This window comes from Streptomyces sp. WAC06614 (assembly GCF_003949795.1).
Classification (GTDB): domain Bacteria; phylum Actinomycetota; class Actinomycetes; order Streptomycetales; family Streptomycetaceae; genus Streptomyces.
In genome coordinates, this window is record NZ_RPRY01000621.1 from 1 (window position 1) to 1,855 (window position 1,855).

Sequence of the window (1,855 nt, forward strand, 5' to 3'; positions counted from 1 at the left end):
GAAGCCGTCACCGTCCAGGTCCAGGCGCGGCTGCAGCTTGCCCGCGGTCGCGCCCTGCGCGGTCTGCGCGCCCTGCGCGGCGGCCCGGCCGCGGTCCGGACGGGTGACGGTCGGCTTGACCGCCGGGCACGGAGGCGGCGGGGACGTACAGCAGCTCGGCGGCGACGGCCTGGCCGCCGGTGATCCGGGTGCGGCGCACGGTGTGGACGGCCTCGCCCTCGCCGGTGCCGAGCAGGGCGCGCACGGCCGCGGGCGGCTCGACCTCGGTGGCGGCGACCAGCTCCCAGCCGTCGACGGACTCCAGGGGCCAGCCGTTGGCCGCGCTGCCGACGGCGACCCCGACGCGCGGCGGGGCGACGGTGGTGCCGACGCCACGGCGTCGCTGCAGGCGGCCTTCGAGTTCGAGCTGTTCCAGGGCCTGGCGCAGGGTCGCGCGGGCGACGCCGAAGCGGGCCGCGAGCTCACGCTCGTTCGGCAGCACCTCGCCCACCTCGAAGTCCTGGTCGAGCGCCTCGCTCAGCACCGTCTTGAGGTGCCAGTACTTCGGCTCCGGCACCGATTCGAGCTGCGTGGTCCCCACCCTGACTCCTCCTGCCATCGCTGCAATCGCCGTGTCCCAGCGGCAGTTCCGCGCCTTTGTTTATTAAAGGTTCCTGCACTATCCCTGCGACGATAGGACGGCGCACCCCCTTGGTCAAGACCAATCCTCATCCCTGGCGGGGCAGATCGGGGCATACGTATCAAGCCGTTCACACGATGTTCTCGACGCGTCCGGGGTCTTGTACCGGACGGCTACCCGGCGGTAATCATTACTGACAGCGCGTCTTACAGCCGTCCCCCGAGGAGCAGCAGCATGACCGCCACGGTCTCCTTCACCGTCGACTCTCCGCACGGCCCCCGCACCGCCACCGCCGCCTACGAGCGCCAGGGCTCGGGCGAGCCCCTCCTGCTGCTCCACGGCATCGGCCACCACTTCCAGGCCTGGTACCCGGTCACCGACATCCTGGCCGCCGACCACGACGTGATCGCCGTCGACCTGCCCGGCTTCGGCGCCTCCGCGCCCCTGCCCGACGGCGTCCCCTACGACCTCACCACCGTCGCCGCCGCCCTCGCCTCCTTCTGCGCGGCCCTGGGGGTCGAGCGGCCGCACGTGGCGGGCAACTCCCTCGGCGGACTGCTCGCCCTGGAGATGGGCCGGAGCGGGCTGGTCCGTTCGGTCACCGCCCTCTCCCCCGCCGGGTTCTGGAACCAGGCCGAACGCCTCTACGCCTTCCTCGTCCTGCGGGCCATCCGCGCGGGCGCCGCCTCGCTGCCCGTCCCCGCCATCCATCGCCTCGCCCGTACCGCCGCCGGCCGGGCCGCGCTCACCAGCAGCATCTACGCCCGCCCGGCCCGGCGCAGCCCCGAGGCCGTGGTCGCCGAGACCCTGGCCCTGCGCTCCGCCGAGGGCTTCGGGCCGACCCTGGCCGCCGGCGGCTCCGTGGCGTTCACCTCCGACGTCCCCGACGTGCCGGTCACCGTCGCGTGGGGCTCCCGCGACCGCCTGCTGCTGCCCCGCCAGGGCCTGCGGGCCAAGCAGACGCTGCCCGGTGCCCGCCTCGTCCGGCTGCCCGGCTGCGGCCACGTCCCGATGAACGACGACCCCGCCCTGGTCGCCCGGGTGATCCGCGACACGGCCCGCTCCGCCGACACGGCCCGCTCCGCCGACACGGCCCGCTCCGCCGACGCCACCCCCGCGGCCCAGCCGCTCCAGGCGGCCGGCCCGGCCCGCCCGGCCCCCGGGAAGCGCCGCCCACCCGGGCGGGCGGGCCGGGCCGGCCGCCTGGAGCGGCTGGGCCGCGGGGGTGGCGTCGGC

Annotated in this window: 2 pseudogenes; one reads left to right on the forward strand and one right to left on the reverse strand. The window is 75.6% G+C overall.

Annotated elements, in window-relative coordinates:
* Window positions 1–124: 124 nt before the first annotated feature.
* Window positions 125–580, reverse strand: a pseudogene (locus EF918_RS35360) (GntR family transcriptional regulator); the annotation flags it as partial.
* Between the two features lie 273 nt (window positions 581–853).
* Here EF918_RS35360 and EF918_RS35365 point away from each other — a divergent pair.
* Window positions 854–1,681 (forward strand): annotated as a pseudogene (locus tag EF918_RS35365) (alpha/beta fold hydrolase); the annotation flags it as partial.
* Window positions 1,682–1,855: the final 174 nt, after the last annotated feature.